Source organism: Lewinella sp. IMCC34183 (assembly GCF_003390915.1).
Taxonomy (GTDB): domain Bacteria; phylum Bacteroidota; class Bacteroidia; order Chitinophagales; family Saprospiraceae; genus Neolewinella.
The window spans coordinates 163,316-181,587 of record NZ_QMEM01000003.1; the positions used below are offsets into that span (position 1 = coordinate 163,316).

The window sequence follows — 18,272 nt, forward strand, 5'->3', positions numbered from 1 at the left end:
TTTTTCCATGTCTCGCAAAGCGATACTCTTACTCGTAGCCCTGGTCGCCCTCGTCGTGGTACTTATCATCGTCTTCTCCGGAAGAGAAGAGGAAGGTACCCGGGTATTCGTCCAAGAAGTAACCTCCCGTGATATCCAGGAAATGGTCAGTGCCAGCGGCAAGATCTTCCCGCAAACGGAGGTTAAGATCAGTTCCGACGTTTCGGGCGAGGTCGTGGAGCTCTTCGTCGAAGAGGGCGACAGCGTGGTACCCAACCAGCTCCTCGCCCGGATCGACGCCGACGCCTACCAGTCGCAGGTGGCCCGGGGCGTGGCCGGCGTGAACAGCAGTCGCGCCCAGCTGGCCAACGCCCGCGCTCAGGTCAATACCCAGCAGGCCCAGAAGGAGCAGATCGTGGCCCAGTTGGAGAACGCCCGCGACATCCTGAAGCGCAACCAGCAGCTCTTCGAGGACGAGGTGGTGAGCCAGGCCGAACTGGAGACCAGCCAGTCCAACGTCCGGGCCCTGGAGGCCAACCTCTCCGCCGCCGAAAGCAATATCCGGGCCGCCGAGGAAAGCGCCCGGGCCGCCCAGTACGGCATCGAATCCAGCGAAGCTACCCTCAACGAGCTGCGCACCAGCCTGCGGCGCACGACCATCTACGCGCCCATGGGTGGGGTCGTATCGCTGCTGAACGTCGAGCAGGGCGAGCGGGTGGTAGGTACCATCCAGATGACGGGTACCGAACTGATGCGGATCGCCAACCTCAACGCGATGGAAGTGCGGGTGGAAGTAAGCGAAAACGACGTGCCGACCGTCAACCTCGGCGACAAGGCCGAGATCGAGGTCGACGCCTACCTCAACCGGACCTTCATCGGCACCGTCACCCAGATCGCCAACAGCAGTACAACGGCCGGCTTGGCCGACAACGTCCTCAACAGCGATCAGGTGACCAACTTCGAGGTGCGCATCAGCATCAACCCCGAAAGCTACGCCGACCTGGTCTCCAGCGGCAACGCCTACCCTTTCCGTCCCGGCATGTCGGCCAGCGTCGACATCCTCACCGAGCTGGCCCGCAACGCGGTGACCGTTCCCATCGAATCGGTAGCCACCCGCGAGCCCGAAACGGACAGCACCGCCACCGGTACCGCCGAGTTGCAGGAGGTAGTATTCGTAGTTACCGGCGACAGCGTGCACCAGGTTTCCGTCCGCACGGGATTACAGGACGCACGCTTCATCCAGGTGATCTCGGGCGTGAAGGCCGGGGAACAGGTAGTAGCGGGACCCTACGGCGCCCTGTCGCGCACCCTCTCCTCCGGCGAGAAGGTAACGGTGGTCGAGAAGGATGCTTTCTACCAGGGCGAAGCGGAATAAAAAAATACCCCGCCGCATAGGCGGCGGGGTACCTTAAAATAGAGTCAAAACGAATTACGAACGTGGATCGCAAGCCGATCCGAGCTAATTGTGGTTGTGTAGTAAGTCTCTTTAGATTGAAATGATAGGGGGTCTTATCCTAAGTTAGGCTTTTAGGTGATAACATGCAACCGCCGGGTGATAAAATCCACACCCGCAGAAACTGAGTTGCCGCATGCGGTGCACCGAGGGTGTCTCTTCCCGGTATTCGTAAGCACACCTGTCCCGTGATCGCCGCGAAAGCGAATTCAATCGAAAGCTGGAAGAGGGGGGGGCAGCCGGTGGGCTAGTCGTTGAAGACCTCTACGTCGCGGTTCTTTACAATGAGGTCGGTGAACTTGCCCTTGAAGCGGGTAGCCTTCACGATGTGGTTATCGATCCAGTGGTAGTTGCCGCCGCGGGGCTTGCCCATGAGCATGCCGTGGTACTTGAAGTTGTGGCGGTTGAGCCATTCTTCGGTGATCTCGCGGTGCTCTTCGGTGCGTGACGTGAAGAACGTGATGATGTGCCCGTCCTCGTACCACTTGTTGACGATGCGGAGGGCATCGGGGTACGGCAGGCAGGTGGACATGCGCTCTGGCTCCTCATTCGGGATGTCGTCGCAGACGGTTCCATCGATGTCGATGAGGAAATTCTTAACGCCGGCGGGAAGCACGGGGCTGATGAGTTCGCCTTTTTCGTTGAAGGTAGTTTCCAGGTCTTTTTCGGGGGTAGCCATACGGTTATATTGGAATTCCGGGTCAGTATTGTTAGACAAAGGTACGTTTCCTTAACGCATGGGGTCGGTCGTTTGCTTCATTTGTCCCGTAATTTGGCCCCACCAAATCCAGTTTCATGCCCAACGTCGCACTCGTGACCGGCGCTTCTTCCGGCGTCGGCGAAGCCCTGGCCCCCCTGCTTGCCACCCGCGGGTGGATGGTCTTCGGCCTCAGTCGCCGCGCCGTTTCCCTGCCGGGGGTTACCTCCCTGCAGGCCGACATCGGCGACGCCGCGGCGCTCGACAGGGCCATGACCGAATTACTCGGGATTTCCGACGGCCGACTCGATGCCGTACTCCACTGTGCGGGCGTCGGGGGCGCGGGTGCGGTGGAAAGTATGCCCGCGGAGCGGGCGCGGCGAATCATGGATACCAATTTCTGGGGCAGCTGGAACCTCTGCCAGGCCACCCTGCCCGCCCTGCGCCGCAGCCCGCGCGGTCGCCTGCTGCTGGTGAGCAGCATCGCAGGCCACATGGGCATCCCCTTCCGCTCGGCCTACTGCGCCAGCAAGGCCGCCGTGATCGCCCTGTCGGACAGCCTCCGCCTGGAACTGCGGGGCTCAACGACCCAGGTGGCCTGCGTCAGCCCGGGAGACATTGCCACCAACTCCATCGCCACCCAGTACCGGCAGCCCGCCGCGGAACTCGATGAGCTGTACCGGGAACGGTACCGCCGGGCCGACGACGCCATGGCCGGTAACGTCGAACACGGCATGTCGGCCGCATTTGTAGCGGGAGAGATGGTAAAGATCCTGGACAAAGACGACCTTGGCCCTCACTACGTTATTGGTGCACCGGTGCAGAAGATCAGCACCCTCGCGCAGCGGCTTCTTCCCGGCCGGGCCTGGGAGTGGGTTTTGAGCCGTTACTATGGCTGATCGGGGTTGAACAACCCCTTTACGCAGGCGTTGAAAAAAACTATTATGAGCAATTATTCCCACCTAGCGAATGCCCATCCGGGTTATATCGAACAGCTGTACCGGCAGTACGCCGAATCGCCCGACTCCGTAGACGAGAGCTGGCGGGATTTCTTTTCCGGCTTTGACTATGCCACCGAGACGTCCCCCGAAGGGGGCCTTCCCGCCACCGCCGGCGGTGAGATCGACTGGGATCACGTGCGGAAGGAACTCGGCGTATTCGCGCTCATCAAGGCGTACCGCATGCGCGGGCACGTCGCCTCCAATATCGACCCCATCCAGGAGTTCGAGGATCCCGACGCGGGGCTCGCCCTGGCGGATTTCGAACTGGGCGAGGAGGACCTGGACAAGGTGTTCAAGGCCGCCCACCAGTTCTTCATGCCCGAAGGCAGCACTCTACGGCAGATCGTCGCCAACCTTAACCGGATCTACCTCGGCAGCATCGGCTTCGAAACCGACCACATTTTCCATCGCGAAAAGCGGCGGTGGCTGCGCGAGCGCATCGAAAAGCACCACCCCGAAGAGGCCTACGGCCTGCAACTGGAGGATAAGCGCCACATCCTGGATACGCTTAACGACGCGGTTGGCTTCGAAGACTTCCTGAAGACCAAATACCCCGCCCAGAAACGGTTTGGCCTCGAAGGCGGCGAGGCGGCCATCGTTGCGCTCGATACCATCATCGACGAGGCGGCCCGCGACGGCGTTGACGAGGTCGTCATCGGTATGGCCCACCGCGGGCGGCTGAACGTGCTGGCCAACATCATGGGTAAGAGTTACGAAAGCATCTTCCAGGAGTTCGAGGGCGTCATTCCCGACGACATCAAGGGCGACGGCGACGTCAAGTACCACATGGGCTATAGCTCCCTGATCGACACCCGCCCGGGCAAGCCCGTGAACGTAAAGCTGGCCCCCAACCCCAGCCACCTCGAGGCCGTAGGCCCCGTCGTGGAAGGGTTTGCGCGTGCCAAGGCCGACGTGCTTTACGGCAACGACTACGACAAAATCGTCCCCATTCTGGTACACGGCGACGCCGCTATCGCCGGTCAGGGAGTAGTCTTCGAAACCGCCCAGATGAGCGGCCTGGACGCCTACACCACCGGGGGCACCATCCACCTCATCATCAACAACCAGATCGGCTTTACCACCGATTACGAGGACGCCCGCACGAGCATCTACGCCAGTGGTGTTGCCACCGTGATCGAGGCGCCCGTCTTCCACGTCAACGGCGACGACCCCGAGGCGGTGTATTACGTGGCCAAGCTGGCTATGGAGTACCGCAATCACTTCAATTCGGACGTCTTCATCGACATGCTCTGCTACCGGAAGAACGGTCACAACGAAGGCGACGACCCCGGCTACACCCAGCCCGGTATGTATGAGCGGGTAAAGCGCCACCCGGACGTGCGTCAGGTATACACCGACCGCCTGGTCAAGCGCAAGGACGTGCAGGCCAAGATGGCGAAGGAGCTGGCCAAAAAGTTTAAGTCGCAGTTGCAGGATCTCCACGCCAAGGTGAAGAACAGCGACCTGCCCTACACCCACCAGCCCCCCGAAAAGGCCTGGAGCGCGCTTAATCGCGATCACTGGAAGTACGATTTCTTCTCCGAGTCACCGGAAACCGGCGTACCGCTCGAGCAGATGCAGGCGATCCTCAACCACGTCACCACCCTGCCGGAAGGCTTCGACCCCGTCAACAAGGTCAACCGGCTATACAATAACTACGAACAATCGGTCAGCAGCGACCAGCTGGACTGGGCACTTGGCGAACTCAGCGCCTACGCCACCCTCCTTATGGAAGGCCACGACGTACGTATGTCCGGCCAGGACGTACGCCGCGGCACCTTCAGCCACCGGCACGCGGTCCTCAAGAGCCAGGACGGCGAAAGCGTGTACAATCGCCTGGATGGTCTCAGTGAAGACCAGGGCAAGATGCGGATCTACAACTCGCTCCTCTCGGAATACGCGGTGCTCGGCTTCGAATACGGCTACAGCACGGCCAGCCCCGAGAACCTGGTGATCTGGGAAGCCCAGTTCGGCGACTTCGCCAATGGTGCGATGACCGTTTTCGACCAGTTCATCAGCAGCGGAGAGAGCAAGTGGGGCCGGATGTCCGGCCTGACGGTCTTCCTGCCCCACGGCTACGAGGGCCAGGGACCCGAGCACAGCAGTGCCCGACTGGAAAGGTTCCTGCAGCTCTGCGCCGAGTTCAACATGGTCGTCGCGAACGTCACCCTGCCCGCCAACCTCTTCCACCTGCTGCGTCGCCAGCTTACTTGGAACTTCCGCAAGCCCCTTATTCTGATGTCGCCCAAATCGGGACTGCGTCACGAGATGGCCGTTAGCTCGATCAACGATTTCGGACCGGGAACGCGCTTCCAGGAAGTAATCGACGACCCCACCGTGGAAGATGCCAAGAAGGTGAAGCGCCTGCTCCTCTGTTCGGGTAAGGTCTACTTCGACCTCGCCAAGCACAAGAGCACGGAAGAGCGGGAGGATGTCGCCGTCGTACGGCTAGAGCAGCTGTTCCCGCTTCCCCTTCGCCAGTTGAAGGATCTCGCGCAGAAGTATCCGGAGGCCGAATGGATCTGGGTTCAGGAAGAAAGCCGCAACGCCGGTGGATGGTCGTACATCTGCGACCAGTTCCTGTACAACACCGCGCTTGGCTTCGATACCCGCCTGCGCTACGTGGGCCGGCCGGCCACGGCTTCCCCGGCAACCGGTTACAAACCGGTGCACGTGCGGGAGCAGAAGCGCCTGGTCGAGGAAGCCTTCGGCACTAAGTCCTGATAGAAGCGCGGGCGGGGGTCAGTTTCCTTCCGCCCCCACTTCGTCGGTTTCGGTTTCGGGTTCCCGGCAGATGAGGGGCAGGATCGCGTCGTACCAGTCGATGAGGGCGATTTCTTTGGCCAGGCTCAGGTCCTCACAGGCTCCGGCGAGCAGGTTGTTATCGAGGCGGGTCTGTCCCCGAAGTATGCGGAACCGCCCGTCCCGGGGGAAAAGGTCCACGGCTTCGTCCATCTTGCCCAACCCCGCTTCCAGGCTCGTACTGTCGGCCGTAAGTAGTTGGGCCTCCTGCATCAGCGCCAGGGCCCGGTTGTAGTCTTCGATGAGGTAGGCGCACCCCGGGTCGGTCGGAGCAAAGGTGACGCTCACGTCGTACGCGCTGGCTACCTTGCGGCCCTGGTACTCCGCGGCCACCCATTTGCCGTAGGATCCGGTGGCCACGTCAATCGCCTTCGAAGTAAAGTCCAGACCGAGGTCGTTGTAGTCGGTGATATCGTTTACCTCCACCAGTCCGTTAGGCTTGATGATGAGCTGCATGTCGAGCTGCCCGGTAGCACAGCTGTCCTGCGGAATATTGGGATAGGTGAGGTGCTGATCGAAATAGGTCGAAACGTCGCCGTCCGCCCCCACGAAGGACACTCCCTTGGTGAGCTCCGTATAAACGGTATCCCGACCGATCAGGACATAGGGCTTGGGCTCCTCCAGGCGGAACCGCAGCGGCAGTACCACACGGTAGCGGACGGGCTTCCCGTCCTTGATTGCCGGCCGCCAAAGCACTTCCCGGGCCATGCCGACCACGCTACGCAGTGCGGAGAGGCCTATTCCCCCGCCGGGGTCACGCAGGACCTCGGGCCGGTTAATCATCCCGTTTCGCTCCACAATGAAGGCGACAACGGCCGTACCGCTGATTCCCTGCTCCCGCGCCTCGGCCGGGTACAGCGCCCGTTGGTAGACGTATTCCAGCAGGTACTGTTGCGCGCACTGTGATTTGGCCGCCGCGGTCGTATCGTACCGTTCGCAGGGACTCGGAAAGCGCGCCGCCTCGTCGGCGAAGGTATAAATGGTCGTGTCTCCGAGGGCAACGGCGGTCGTGTCCTGTCCGCAGACCACCAGGGGGAGGAAAAAGAGCAGGGCGAATAAAGACTTCATGGCAAAGGTTAGAGCGTAGGCGGGCCGTCCGACGGGACGACGGCCAGGGCGTTGAAGTTGAGGTTGGGAGCCAGCGAGCTCACCTGGTACTGCAAACGCTTCGAAACCACCAGCCGGTCGTAGGGTGAATACAGGAAGATCATCGGCTGGTTGTCGTAAACGATTTCTTGGAAGCGCCGGTACAGCGGCACGCGCTCGGCGCCATCGGTGGTCAGAGCGATACGATCGATCAGGCTGTCCGCTTCGAAATTCTGGAAGTTGCCCCGGTTGCTGCCGGCCGGTGGAATGGAAGTGGACGACCAGAGCTGGGAAAAATCGTCCGGGGTCGGCTCGAAACCCTGCCCGTAGAACGACGCCACGTATTCGCCCCCGTTCAACCGGTTCATGACCTTGTGAGGGTCCTGCAGGACCACACGAATGTCGAAACCGACCTTTTTAGCTCCCTGGGCGGTTACGATAGAGACCGCTTCACTCGTGGGCGTCGGAAAAGAGAGCAGGTCAAACCGCAGGTCACGTCGTTCACCATCGATGACCTTCTCCAGCACGTTGTCGCCGTCCGTGTCCTCCCATCCGGCCTTGCGCAGCAGTTCGCGGGCCTTGGCAAGATCATAGGGAATTGGCGGCAACTCCCGGTTGTAGTACTCCTTGGTGGGTAAGACGGGGCCGATCACGCGTTCGGCTAGGTTGGGAAGCAGGTTCGAGAGAATTTTGTCGACGTTTACGCTGTGGGCTAACGCGCGACGGGTCAGGCTATCGGCCAGGAGCGGGTCGTCCTGGTTGAGCAAAATATTGAAGTACTTGAAACTGGGTACGGTGATGAAGTCATACCGTTGCTGTAGGAATTCCTCCTTCCGAAGATCCTTAAACTGCTCGACGGGCATGTCCACCACCACGTCCGCGAGGTTGCTGCGCAGGGCATTTGCCGTAGCCGTATTGTCGGTTATGATGAGGAAAGTCAGGACCTCGGGGATTGCCATCAACCAGGGCTCGGATCTGCCGGAAGCCCAGTAATCGGGCCGGCGTTCCAGGCGGACCTTACTGCCCGACTCCCATCCCGTAAGCCGGTAGGGGCCGCTACCTACGATGCGGTCGGGATCCGTACTCGTGCGGCGATCGTTGAACCGATCGGCAAAGCGCAGCAGGGGTTTGCTCTCTTTCTCCAGACGCTTGGCCGTAGCGGAATCGGTCAGTTCGCTCAGGGACACCGACCGGAGGTCTCCCGCAGGATCATACGCGTATTCCGGATAAATGTACAAGTCACCGATCGCCTCTGCGGCAAGCAGGTAGGGCTCCTTGGTGAGTACCCGAAAGCACCCGCTTTCCTCCTCGGGCACGATGTCGCTGATCATACTGTAGTAGGAACGGTAGGGCCCGGCATTCACCCGCAGGTTCAGCATCGCCTTCAGACTGAAGATTACGTCCGAGACGCGCACCGGTTCGTTGTTCGGCCAGCGGGCAGCGGTGTCCAGGTGGTAGCGGTAGGACAAGCCCCCGGTCGGTAAGGTATCCACTTCCGGCAGGGAGGCCAGGCAGGGGCGGAGCTCGAAAGTTTCCGGATCCTTTGCGTTCAGTGTCTGAAAAATCTGCTGCGACACGTACCGCGACAGGCTGTGCGTCGACAGGATAGGATTCAGCCCCGGCGGATCGGCCTTCAGCACGATACGAATCTCATTCTCGGAGGGAAGCCGCTCACCGTCGTTTTCCTGAGAATCGGACCTGGTACAACCAAGCATAGCGCTTAGCACGGCTGTCCATATCAGGTAACTAAATCTCATACAGAAGGTGACTGTCGCGAGGCGATATATTTAATGCGAAGGTACCCAATTTACGGCGTACCCCCACCGGATGCCCAGAGAATCAATAAATTAATGTGGTAACGTAGATGGCAGACAAATTGGGGGACGTAAGCAACTATGTCTCCCGCAACGCTTCAACCGGGAGCGGTCAATACGCAAATACGATTACTTTGCTTGTCCCGGGCGGCTGCAGCGATCGTACGGTAGGTCCGGTGAATTCCAGGACGGTTATCGTGTACCGGAATCCTACCCAGCGGGGCGTAATCGCACGTCGCATCAGGTATCCTAGCCGTAGGCGAGGAACAGGATGACCCCGAGCATAAACAGAATGGCAGCGGGGGGGTATGAGTTAGTGGTGTGGTTGTGCATGAGACGGAAGACTTACTGGGCTAACGTGCCGCAACTGGCTGAAATTGTGAAGGTGAGGTTCTGACCGTACGCACCCGGGCCCGCACATGGTCCGGCGGGTACATCGTCGACCAATACTAACAAAATACGCGCGAGCTACCTAGCTCACGCCTGTTTTTATAACCACTTTTGCTCTCCCGATCACTTTTTGGCAACGATTCCGGCAATATTGTAGCTCGAGCGCAGCGCCTCGGCGGCCTGCTGGGCCTCGGTGACGGTACCGTAATTTCCACTGTACACCCGATTGATGACCTGCCCGTCCTCCCGGGTTACGCTACGGTAATAGACGTCCGTGAGGCCTTGCTCCTTGAGCTCTCCTACGCGGCGCAGGGCATATGACTCGTTGGTGTAGGCAGCAAGTTGAATGGCGTAGGCACCCTGTTCGGCGGGGGCCGCGGCGGTCGTTACTTCTTCAACGCCCCGTGCCTGCTGGGCACCCGAAACGGTAGGGGCCGGAGGAGTGACGGCGTACCGGTTGTAGGTTTCCGGAGCGGGCGCGTTGGTCTTTTCGGCGGGCACTACCTCGCGGGTGATCACCGCGGGACGCGGCGAGGCGGCGGTGGAAGTACCGGCAGTCGGCTTGGGCGGGGCTATGACCCCCTTTGGCTCAGCGGGCTCGGGAAAGTTACCGGCGTAGGTGGCGGGGGCGGGTACGGCATCTCCTTCAGGGGGAAGGGGATTCCAGTTGCTGAAGCCGGTGCGTTCCAGGCTTACGGAGGACCGGTCGGAAATACCCAGCTTTTCGGCCGCTACCTGGCTGAGCGTAATCAGGCAGTCCGTGCATTCCTTGCCTTTATCGGTGACGCGTACCACCACGCTGCGGCCGTTTTCGGTGTTGGTTACCCGCAGTAGGGTTCCCAGAGGAAGACCGGAATGACTGCTCGTCATCGCGTCGGCACTGTAGGTTTCCCCGTAGGCGGTGGTGGAACCGTCGGCCTCCGGAGCATACACGCCAGCCAGCCCGTCCTGCTTGTCCTGGTCGGCGGGGGCATCGAGCTGGACCTCTTTCGGGTGGGCCGTGGGCCGCGGAGCCTTGTTCCACTCGAAGCTTTGGGCCTGAAGACCGGCGACGGAGAACGGCAAAAGAAAACTGATGGAGAGTAGGCGTTTCATGATAAGCGGCAAGATTACGGTTTGTGGACTGGTGTATATAGAACGCGCAAACCTGTTAAAAAGCTGTGGGACGGGGTAACGTCCGCTGCTAGCGATTCATTACGGCCTGGTGAAAATTATCCCCTCCAGGCACACGAGTATAACGGATAAGCCGCTAAAATGCTCACGCGGGCGCAGTTTCCCGGCAACTTTAACGGTTCCTTTAGTCGCCTTGCGTCTGCCATTTACGTACCTCCCGCCAGGCGTAGCCTTCATCTTCCCACCGCAATAATTCGGTAACCCCCGCCCCCTTGTAGTTCAGGAACCACGTCTCCACGATCCGTTTGGCGGCGTCGTTGCCCAGGGAGAAATCGAGGAAATTCTCTACCTGCAGTGTCCGGGCCGCCGGATCCGCCGGTACGGCAATGATCTTGGTGTCGATCTCGCCGCGGTCGCGCAGCATGAGGGTGGCGATGGGCAGGGCCCGCAGCGTGGTACCGGTGGGCAGGGCTTCCCCGATAACGAGTACGTCCAGGGGGTCCCCGTCCCCGCCCCTACCCTCGTCCATCAGGGTGGAGGGCACGAAACCGTAGTTGCCGGGATAGGGAAGAAAATTGACGATCCGGGTGGCACCGTCCGCCAGCGTATCGTTCAGGTAGCCGGCTCCCGGGTGGTACTCGATTTTGTGGTTGGTGCCCGCGGGTATTTCGACGACCACGTTCAGGGCGTCGCCGTCCGTACTGGGCAGCAGGTAGGGATCGGCCGTGGCGGAGGCGGCGGCCGGCGAGGCGGCTTCCGGTCCGTCGGGGGCACAGGCGAAAAGCAGCATCACGATAAAAACGGGCAGCGGGCGCATGCGGGCTTAGTTAAGTCCGGGGAACTTCGGAGGTGCAAAAGTAACGAGCCTAGGGCTCAAAGTACCCCAGCGTGCCGCCCACCCACGTTTTTCCCTTGTTGTAGCGCACGCCGATCATTTCCCCCTTGGAAAGCCGCACAAGATTATTGACCAGTACCGGCCGCTCCCGGTCCGGGGGCCAGAGGTACATCATCCGCAGTTCCACCCGCGCGGGCTCGTCGGGGGTCTCCACGATCGGCACGTATTCCACCTTTCGTTGCAGGATGAAGTGCTCCGGCCGCTCGATCGCGTCCAGCGTCGCGGGGGTGGGGTGCAGGTCCACGCCCTGCCCCGCGAAGCTGTACAGCGGCTTCAGCACGTAGGCCGATAGGTCGGCGGGGTACGCTTCCAGGTCGGACAGAAAGTGGGTCTTGGGTACGTAGGGGCTGTCGATGAAGGGCAGGCTGTACTTACTAATGAGGAAGAACCAGTTGGGGTGACCGGCCCACTCCACGTCCACCTGCTCGATCAGGTTGAACTTGCGCTGAAGATCGGTGCGCGCCTTCAGTTCGTCAAAGATGACCCGATTGAAGATGCGCTTCACCGGCGTGCGCTCTCCGTCGCGGTCGTAGTAGAGTTTGTCCCCCTCCAGGTCCACTTCACTGATGCATACCTCCCGGATACCCAGCTCGGCGCAGGCGACCACGAAGTCGATGCGGGTGGTCTGCCCCTTGGGGTCCACCTCCAGCAGAATGACGTGTTCCGGTGCGTGCCCCGCCAGGATCGTCTCCCGCAGCAGCTGCATGTACTCCTCGTAGGTCGACCCGTCGAAGCGGGCCGAAAAGCCCTCCGGAATAGTAAAGAACTTGCGAAAGCTACGGTCCAGCAGCCCCTGGAAGTAGTACAATGAGGGAAAGCCCTGTACCTCCACCAGCTGGGGTACGATCTCCCCGGATTCCACGCGGCACACGCCGAAGTCGAGCTGCATGAACAGCGGGCGCTCGTCCTGCCCGGGGACCCGCTCCCCCGGGGGGATGGCCGCCGCCGCACGTTCGGCGTAGCCCGGGTCGGTCACCACGTCCAGCACGTCCTTGCACGCGCGGAAGACGTGCTCGCGGAACGCGCGCGGGAAAAAGACGGGGGTCTCCCCGACGTGGAATTTGGGGTCGTGTCCGTACTGCCCCCCGAGCCACGCGAGCATGGCTTGGTAGGTCTCGTTGGTAAAGGTGTCGTTGTAGCGGCGGCGTATGGCAGGTATCATCGGTAAGCGTAACCGTACGCCGCGGCACATGTTTGTCCGCTATTCCTTCGGGGCGACGACCGCCACCGGATCGGCGTGGTCGACGGTTCCTACCCCACCGTCGTGGTCCAGGTCCTGGTGAAAGATCCGCTCCATCAGGGCGAAAAGCTCGGGGTGCTTGCTGGCGAAAGCGCCGGGGCGGTTGAAGAAGTATTCGGCGGTGACGGCCAGGAACTCGGCCTTATTCGTGAGGGCGTAGTCGTCGATGTCCGAGTTGCCCTGCTGGATGGCCGCCATCTCGGAGCGGATCATTTCCATCCAGGGAATGAGGTACTGCTTATCGAGGAAGTAATCCGGAATGCCGTCGGTATTGCCGTCGGCCTTGTCCAGCAGGTGGGTGAACTCGTGGATGCCGGTATTGTTGCGGCCGTGGTTCTCGAAGCCGGTGCGCAGGGCGTGCTGCGAGAGCAGCAACTTGCCGTTCATGTAGCCCCCGCCGACCATCCCGGCGATCGTGCGGTCGCCGCCCTCGGTAGCGAAGGTTTCTTTATTGAAGGTGTTGGGGTAAAGCAGTACCTCCCGGAGCTTGGGGTACTGGTTCCAGTCGTCAAACCCGAAGGTGGGGATGATACCGCTGGCCGCGACCAGCACGCGGTCGAGCTCGGTTACCTCGGTGTCTATGCCGGTGATCTCCACCCGCTGGAAGAAGTAGCGCATCCGGTCCTGAAACCGCTTCTTCTCCTTGCGGTCGAGGGTCTTGTAGTAGGTCACTTTCTTGCGCAGGATTCGCCGCCACGTCTTGCGGAACTCGGGCAGGGCCCCCAACGGCTCATCGCGGAAGATGTAGTACAGCAGACCGCCGGCTAGGGCTAACACGAGCAGGGCGACGATGACAGCGGATTGATCCATATATACAGGTGACTTTTGGGGCGGGAACGCGGGTGCGATGTAACTGACTACATGTTGTGTGTTCCGGCAAATGTTCGACCCGGCAAACTCCGCGGACGCGCACCGGACGGAACCCGTACCGTACTTTGCGGCATGAAGGTACTCGACCGTTTTCTTCGCTACGTACGGGTGGATACCCAGTCCGACCCCCACTCCCCTACCCAACCCAGCACGAGCAAGCAACTGGACCTCGGCCGGATGCTCGCCGAAGAATTGCGTGAGCTTGGCCTGCCGGACGCCGCCCTCGACGCGCAAGGTTACGTCTACGCCACCGTGCCCGCCACCCCCGGCCAGGAGGACCTTCCGGTCATTTGCTTCTGCGCGCACATGGATACCAGCCCCGACGCCAGCGGCACCGGCGTCAAGCCCATCGTACACGAAAATTACCAGGGCCAGGACCTCGTGCTGCCGGACGACCCCAAGGTGGTCCTGCGCGCCGCCGATCTGCCGGGACTGCGCGGCAACATCGGTCACGCCATCGTGACCGCCAGCGGCACTACCCTGCTCGGCGCCGACAACAAGTGCGGCCTCGCCGCCATCGTAGCCGCGGTGGAGCACCTGCTGGCCCACCCCGAGATTCCCCACGGGCGGCTGCGTATCCTCTTTACGCCCGACGAGGAGATCGGCCGCGGCGTCAACGCCGTCGATATGAAAAAGCTGGCCGCCGATTTCGGCTACACCATCGACGGGGAGGCGCGCGGCAGCCTGGAAGACGAGACCTTTAGCGCCGACGGCGCCACCGTGACCATCGCGGGCGTCAGTGCCCACCCGGGCTTCGCGAAGGGCAAGCTGGAGAACGCCGTGAAGATCGCCGCCGAGATCGTGGCCGCCCTGCCCCGCGGGGGCCTCAGCCCGGAGACGACCGAGGACCGCGAGGGCTTCCTCCACCCCGTTGAGATCACCGGAAAGGCCGAGAGCGCCCGCATCGACTTCATCGTTCGAGACTTCGATACCGCCCAACTCGCCGACCACGTCGGAATACTGGACGCGATCCTGGACGAGGTCCGCCAGCGGTACCCCAACAGCTTCATCCACCTGGAAACGAACGAGCAGTACCGCAACATGAAGGAGGTGCTGGACGACCATCCTCGCGTCACCCGACTGGCCGAGGAGGCCATCCGTTCCGTCGGGTTGGAATTGCGCCGCGCCCACATCCGCGGGGGTACCGACGGCTCCCGCCTCAGTTTCATGGGGCTGCCCTGCCCGAACCTGTTCGCCGGGGAGCACAACTTCCATTCCCGCTACGAGTGGGCCAGCGTATACGAGATGCAGAAGGCCGCCGAAGTGATCGTGGCCATCAGCCGGCTTAACACCGAGCTGTCGTGAGCGCGATCTGGCACACCACCCCCACCCTGGAAGTCATGAACGCGATGGGGGAAGGCACCCTGGGCGAGGCCCTCGGCATGCGGTTCGTGGACTTCGGCGACGACTACCTGGTAGCGGAGATGCCGGTAGACCACCGGACGGTACAGCCGTTCCGCCTGCTCCACGGCGGAGCCTCCGTTGCCCTGGCCGAAACCCTGGGCAGCGTAGCCGGCTTCCTGGCACTCGCTGAACCCGAAGACTACCTCGTCGTAGGCGTGGACATCAACGCCACCCACCTCCGCAGCGCCCGGGAAGGAGATACCGTGCGGGGTACCGTGCGGCCGGTGCGCATCGGGCGTACGGTACAAACCTGGCAGATCGACATTGCCGACGGGCGCGGTCGCGCGGTGTGCAGCTCGCGTCTAACCTGTCAGGTGATAAAAAGACGGTAAAAAAACCGAAAAAGATTAGCCCCGGGTAAATGCGTAGATAATTGGGTTTACGCAGGCTTTCGCGTGGGAAGTGCCGCAAGACACTAAATCTGCCAGCACATATTAGGATTGTAAACCTGAGCCCGGTGTGTACGTTGCATCCATAGCACCTGCGTGCCCGCCCAACGCTTTGACGGTCAGGCAGTATGACTATAATTTCGCAGCACAAAGACACCTTCTTATGATTACCTCCAACTACGTCAAATCGAAAAAGCAGTATAAGGTCTCCTTCGAGCTGTCCCCGGAGCGGGTCGGCAAGGATCGCGACGTCCGCGTACTAGGTTCCTTCAACGACTGGAGCTGGGAAGACGGCCTTAAACTCAAGTCCGGCAAGCAGGGCTACACCGGCGCTACCCAACTGCCCGCCGGGCACTACCAGTTCCGCTACCTGGTCGACAAGCAGGAGTGGCACAACGACGATCACGCCGAAGCCTACACCGACAGCGGTCACGGTACCACCAACTGCTGCTTCTCCCTGGAGCAAGTAGAGGAAAAGGCCGCGCCCAAGAAAGCCGCCGCCAAGAAGCCCGCCGCTAAAAAATCCGTTGCCAAGGCAACGGCGGACACCATCGAGTCCGCTACCTCCGCTCCCGCCACCAAGCCGGTCGTGACCCCGGAGAAAAAGGCCGCGGCCAAGAAGCCCGCCACCAAAAAGCCGGCTGCCAAGAAAACCGCCACCCGCAAGGCCGCCGCCAAGAGCAAGGGTGACGACCTGAAGAAGATCGAAGGCATCGGCCCGAAGATCGCCGGCCTGCTCAACGAGGCCGGCATCAATACCTACTCCGACCTCGCGAAGGCCAAGGAAAAGCAACTCGCCGACGTGCTGCAGAAAGCCGGGGCCCGCTTCCGCCTCGCCAAGCACGACACCTGGCAGGAGCAAGCCAAACTGGCCGCCGACGGCAAGGTAGACGAGCTCAAAAAACTGCAGGACCAGCTCAAGGGCGGCCGCAAGTAAGCCCGGACCTCCACATCCGACGTACATCAACCCTGAATCCGGGTCGCCTGTGGGTGGCCCGGATTTTTGTATTGGCCCCACATCGGATGTCCCCGACATCCGATGTGGGGCCCGGGTCGGAAGTTGGCGGGTAGCAAGAACTACGGTATGGAATTAACATCCCATGCCTTTTCCCGTTACCACAACTCATTCCAACCTTAAAATCCATGCCGTCCGTGCCATCATCCGTTACTGCCTATTCCCGTTTCACCGACTACGACATCAATCTTTTTCGCGCCGGCAAGAACTTCCGCATCTACGATAAGCTGGGAAGCCACGTCATCGAGGTGGACGGCAAGAAGGGGACCTACTTCGCCGTCTGGGCCCCGAGCGCCAAGGCGGTCAGCGTGATCGGTGATTTCAATTCCTGGGACCGCACCCAGCACCCGCTTAATCCCCGCTGGGACAGCAGCGGTATCTACGAGGGCTTCATCGAGGGCGTCGAAAGCGGTGCCATCTATAAGTACGCCATCGAAGCACAGAGCGGTGACTGGCTGGAAAAGGGCGACCCCTACGCCCGCCTGTGGGAGACCCCCCCGAAGACCGCCAGCATCGTATGGGATACCTTCTACGAGTGGGAGGATGAGGACTGGATGAAAAACCGCTACCAGCATAACGCCATCGACCGCCCCTACTCGGTCTACGAGGTGCACCTCGGCAGCTGGAAGAAGAACGAAAAGAACGAAAGCCTCAGCTACCGCGAGCTGGCCACCGACCTCGTGGAGTACCTGCAGAAGATGAACTACACCCACGTGGAGTTCCTGCCGGTGATGGAGCACCCCTACTTCCCCAGCTGGGGCTACCAGATCACAGGCTACTTCGCCCCCTCCAGCCGCTTCGGCGGTCCGCAGGACTTCATGTACCTCGTGGATAAGCTGCACGCGGCCGGCATCGGCATCATCCTCGACTGGGTTCCCAGCCACTTCCCCAACGACGCCCACGGCCTGGCACAGTTCGACGGCACCCACCTCTACGACCACGCCGACCCACGCAAGGGCTTCCACCCCGACTGGAAGAGTGCCATCTTCAACTACGGACGCAATGAGGTACGCTCCTTCCTGATCTCGAACGCGCTCTTCTGGCTCGACCGCTACCACATCGACGGACTGCGCGTAGACGCCGTAGCCTCGATGCTGTACCTCGACTACAGCCGCAAACAGGGCGAATGGATCCCCAACCAGTACGGCGGCAACGAGAACCTCGAGGCCATCGACTTCATCCGGGAATTCAACGAGATGGTCTACCGGGAATACCCCGACACCATGACCATCGCCGAGGAAAGCACCGCCTTCAGCGGCGTGAGCCGCCCCACCTACGTAGGGGGCCTCGGTTTCGGCCAGAAGTGGATGATGGGCTGGATGCACGATACCCTGGGCTACTTCAAGAACGACCCCGTGCACCGGAGCTACCACCACGGCGAGCTTACCTTCTCGCTGGTGTACGCCTTCAGCGAAAACTTCATGCTGCCGCTGAGCCACGATGAGGTGGTACACGGCAAGGGACCCATCATCGACCGGATGCCCGGCGACGAGTGGCAGCGCTTCGCCAATATGCGCCTGCTTTACGGATACATGATGACCCACCCGGGCAGCAAGCTCAACTTCATGGGCGGCGAATTCGGACAGAGTACCGAATGGAGCATCGAACGGGGCATCGACTGGAGCCTGACCCAGTACAAGCCGCACGCCACGCTGCAGGAGTACGTCGCGAAACTGAACGATATTTACCGAAACACCACCGCCCTCTACGAGTATGCCTACGATTCGCAGGGATTCGAGTGGATCGACATCGGCGATCACCAGAACAGCGTACTCAGCTACCTGCGCCGGGGCAAAGACGAGCAGGACGTAATGGTAGTGGTCCACAACTTCACCCCTGCCGTCCGCACGAAATACCGCGTAGGCGTACCCTTCGAAGGCACGTACGAAACGGTGATCAATAGCGACGACGAGAAATTCGGCGGCACCGGCAACTATACCCAGGAGACCGTTGCCTCGGCTCCCCAGGAGTGGAACGGCCGGGCCAATCACATCGAACTTACCCTGCCGCCCCTGGCCACCATGGTATTCCGCCTACGCCAGGAGGGCAAAAAGCAGGAAAAGAAAGCGACCAAGGCATCGGCCGCCAAGCCGAAGGCCAAAGCCGCCAAGAAGAAGTAGGGGT

The 18,272-nt window shown here is 61.2% G+C and carries 14 protein-coding genes; 7 read left to right on the plus strand and 7 right to left on the minus strand.

The features are described from left to right. Positions 1 to 7 precede the first annotated feature (7 nt). The gene (locus tag DQG19_RS08230; protein ID WP_116125782.1) at positions 8 to 1,354 is read left to right on the plus strand and encodes an efflux RND transporter periplasmic adaptor subunit; all 1,347 of its coding nucleotides are present in this window, start codon (positions 8 to 10) and stop codon (positions 1,352 to 1,354) included. A 325-nt stretch (positions 1,355 to 1,679) separates the two neighbouring features. Here the strand turns inward: DQG19_RS08230 and DQG19_RS08235 are convergent, their stop codons facing one another. Continuing rightward, the gene (locus DQG19_RS08235; RefSeq protein ID WP_099105161.1) at positions 1,680 to 2,111 is read right to left on the minus strand and encodes a phosphoheptose isomerase; all 432 of its coding nucleotides are present in this window, start codon (positions 2,109 to 2,111) and stop codon (positions 1,680 to 1,682) included. Between the two features lie 116 nt (positions 2,112 to 2,227). On the opposite strand from DQG19_RS08235, the gene DQG19_RS08240 reads away from it, so the two are divergent. Together DQG19_RS08240 and DQG19_RS08245 are read left to right on the plus strand one after the other, a co-directional pair. Further along, positions 2,228 to 3,028: an SDR family NAD(P)-dependent oxidoreductase gene (locus tag DQG19_RS08240; protein WP_116125783.1), complete on the plus strand. Its 801-nt coding sequence runs from the start codon at positions 2,228 to 2,230 to the stop codon at positions 3,026 to 3,028. 45 nt (positions 3,029 to 3,073) lie between these two features. Continuing rightward, entirely contained in the window at positions 3,074 to 5,854 is a 2,781-nt protein-coding gene (locus tag DQG19_RS08245) for a 2-oxoglutarate dehydrogenase E1 component (RefSeq protein ID WP_116125784.1), read from the plus strand. An 18-nt stretch (positions 5,855 to 5,872) separates the two neighbouring features. Here DQG19_RS08245 and DQG19_RS08250 read toward each other — a convergent pair whose 3' ends face one another. From DQG19_RS08250 to DQG19_RS08275, 6 genes are all read right to left on the minus strand, one after another. After that, positions 5,873 to 7,000 (minus strand): energy transducer TonB, encoded by a 1,128-nt coding sequence (locus DQG19_RS08250; RefSeq protein WP_116125785.1) that lies wholly within the window; start codon positions 6,998 to 7,000, stop codon positions 5,873 to 5,875. Between the two features lie 8 nt (positions 7,001 to 7,008). Continuing rightward, positions 7,009 to 8,733 carry an ABC transporter substrate-binding protein gene (locus DQG19_RS08255; protein ID WP_157974403.1) on the minus strand — a complete coding sequence of 575 codons (1,725 nt, stop codon included), beginning with the start codon at positions 8,731 to 8,733 and terminating at the stop codon, positions 7,009 to 7,011. Between the two features lie 612 nt (positions 8,734 to 9,345). Further along, positions 9,346 to 10,317 (minus strand): septal ring lytic transglycosylase RlpA family protein, encoded by a 972-nt coding sequence (locus DQG19_RS08260; protein WP_116125787.1) that lies wholly within the window; start codon positions 10,315 to 10,317, stop codon positions 9,346 to 9,348. A gap of 202 nt (positions 10,318 to 10,519) precedes the next feature. Further along, a complete protein-coding gene (locus DQG19_RS08265; RefSeq protein ID WP_116125788.1) occupies positions 10,520 to 11,152 on the minus strand; it encodes an inorganic diphosphatase in 633 nt (210 codons plus the stop codon). 49 nt (positions 11,153 to 11,201) lie between these two features. Next, on the minus strand, positions 11,202 to 12,392 hold the full coding sequence (locus DQG19_RS08270; RefSeq protein WP_116125789.1) for a hypothetical protein: 1,191 nt from the start codon (positions 12,390 to 12,392) through the stop codon (positions 11,202 to 11,204). A 39-nt stretch (positions 12,393 to 12,431) separates the two neighbouring features. Further along, complete coding sequence (locus DQG19_RS08275) at positions 12,432 to 13,280, minus strand: zinc-dependent peptidase (RefSeq protein WP_116125790.1); 849 nt, start codon at positions 13,278 to 13,280, stop codon at positions 12,432 to 12,434. Positions 13,281 to 13,412: 132 nt separating this feature from the next. On the opposite strand from DQG19_RS08275, the gene pepT reads away from it, so the two are divergent. The 4 genes from pepT (at position 13,413) to glgB (ending at position 18,268) form a co-directional block, all read left to right on the plus strand. Beyond that, complete coding sequence (gene pepT / locus DQG19_RS08280; RefSeq protein WP_116125791.1) at positions 13,413 to 14,645, plus strand: peptidase T; 1,233 nt, start codon at positions 13,413 to 13,415, stop codon at positions 14,643 to 14,645. 35 nt (positions 14,646 to 14,680) lie between these two features. Beyond that, a complete protein-coding gene (locus tag DQG19_RS08285) occupies positions 14,681 to 15,076 on the plus strand; it encodes a hotdog fold thioesterase (protein WP_116126078.1) in 396 nt (131 codons plus the stop codon). A 220-nt stretch (positions 15,077 to 15,296) separates the two neighbouring features. Beyond that, positions 15,297 to 16,070, plus strand: a complete 774-nt coding sequence (locus DQG19_RS08290; RefSeq protein WP_116125792.1) for a helix-hairpin-helix domain-containing protein — start codon at positions 15,297 to 15,299, stop codon at positions 16,068 to 16,070. A 206-nt stretch (positions 16,071 to 16,276) separates the two neighbouring features. Continuing rightward, complete coding sequence (gene glgB, locus DQG19_RS08295; protein WP_116125793.1) at positions 16,277 to 18,268, plus strand: 1,4-alpha-glucan branching protein GlgB; 1,992 nt, start codon at positions 16,277 to 16,279, stop codon at positions 18,266 to 18,268. Positions 18,269 to 18,272 lie beyond the last annotated feature (4 nt).

What these genes read in the sequence shown, in the direction of transcription:
- DQG19_RS08265 (WP_116125788.1), bottom strand. Translation starts at nt 11,152, where the DNA reads ATGCGCCCGCTGCCCGTTTTTATCGTGATGCTGCTTTTCGCCTGTGCC.
- DQG19_RS08250 (WP_116125785.1), bottom strand. Translation starts at nt 7,000, where the DNA reads ATGAAGTCTTTATTCGCCCTGCTCTTTTTCCTCCCCCTGGTGGTCTGC.
- DQG19_RS08260 (WP_116125787.1), bottom strand. Translation starts at nt 10,317, where the DNA reads ATGAAACGCCTACTCTCCATCAGTTTTCTTTTGCCGTTCTCCGTCGCC.
- pepT (WP_116125791.1), top strand. Translation starts at nt 13,413, where the DNA reads ATGAAGGTACTCGACCGTTTTCTTCGCTACGTACGGGTGGATACCCAG.
- glgB (WP_116125793.1), top strand. Translation starts at nt 16,277, where the DNA reads ATGCCGTCCGTGCCATCATCCGTTACTGCCTATTCCCGTTTCACCGAC.
- DQG19_RS08245 (WP_116125784.1), top strand. Translation starts at nt 3,074, where the DNA reads ATGAGCAATTATTCCCACCTAGCGAATGCCCATCCGGGTTATATCGAA.
- DQG19_RS08270 (WP_116125789.1), bottom strand. Translation starts at nt 12,392, where the DNA reads ATGATACCTGCCATACGCCGCCGCTACAACGACACCTTTACCAACGAG.
- DQG19_RS08285 (WP_116126078.1), top strand. Translation starts at nt 14,681, where the DNA reads ATGAACGCGATGGGGGAAGGCACCCTGGGCGAGGCCCTCGGCATGCGG.
- DQG19_RS08290 (WP_116125792.1), top strand. Translation starts at nt 15,297, where the DNA reads ATGATTACCTCCAACTACGTCAAATCGAAAAAGCAGTATAAGGTCTCC.
- DQG19_RS08240 (WP_116125783.1), top strand. Translation starts at nt 2,228, where the DNA reads ATGCCCAACGTCGCACTCGTGACCGGCGCTTCTTCCGGCGTCGGCGAA.
- DQG19_RS08230 (WP_116125782.1), top strand. Translation starts at nt 8, where the DNA reads ATGTCTCGCAAAGCGATACTCTTACTCGTAGCCCTGGTCGCCCTCGTC.
- DQG19_RS08275 (WP_116125790.1), bottom strand. Translation starts at nt 13,280, where the DNA reads ATGGATCAATCCGCTGTCATCGTCGCCCTGCTCGTGTTAGCCCTAGCC.
- DQG19_RS08235 (WP_099105161.1), bottom strand. Translation starts at nt 2,111, where the DNA reads ATGGCTACCCCCGAAAAAGACCTGGAAACTACCTTCAACGAAAAAGGC.
- DQG19_RS08255 (WP_157974403.1), bottom strand. Translation starts at nt 8,733, where the DNA reads ATGCTTGGTTGTACCAGGTCCGATTCTCAGGAAAACGACGGTGAGCGG.